This is a genomic window from Ureibacillus suwonensis (assembly GCF_042655065.1).
In the GTDB taxonomy this organism is placed as follows: Bacteria; Bacillota; Bacilli; order Bacillales_A; family Planococcaceae; genus Ureibacillus; species Ureibacillus suwonensis.
Map to the genome: position 1 here is coordinate 1 of NZ_JBHSNQ010000092.1, position 570 is coordinate 570.

Genomic DNA, 570 nt, shown 5'->3' on the forward strand with positions numbered 1-570 from the left:
CTTCACAATAGCCGGTATAAATTTTGCTTCCTCACGAACAATCGTGCTGCCGATCTCTGTCATCTGAGATTGACAACACTCGCATTGTAAGTTTTCAGGGTGATGATGAATTTCTTCAATTTCTAAACCATCCACGAAGAAATCGTTTCGTTTCTTTTTATGTATTTTACGAACAACTGTATAGGTAACAGTGTCCGTGCTTTGTTCTTCTGTGTGCTCAGGTTCGTTAAAAAAAGAGTCATCATCAAATAAAGAACATTGTCCATCTGGAGCTTGGTACTTTGATTTTTCTGATTTTGAGCCATAAAGAAGCTTTGTTAAATAGCGAACTTGTTGTGACAACGATTCAATTTGTTTCAACAGTTCTTCATTTCTCTTATTGGATTGCGCGAGTTGTTCTTCTAATAATTGAATTAATTTTTCATTCGAATCATTGCTCACATCATTCACCACATTTCCGTCCAAATTCAATAATGTCTTGATTATATCACTAGTAATCATTGGTTAAAAGACACCTTTTTTAGATTTTTGTATGGCTTTCGGTTGATGAATTGTGAGTCCTTCAAGTAA

1 protein-coding gene is annotated in these 570 nt (G+C 34.9%); it reads right to left on the reverse strand.

Annotated features, from left to right (window positions below; translation table 11 throughout):
- Positions 1–501 (reverse strand): IS66 family transposase (locus ACFPOH_RS10775; protein WP_465270744.1); only part of this gene is annotated, 501 nt, incomplete at its 3' end.
- Between the last annotated feature and the right edge of the window lie 69 nt (positions 502–570).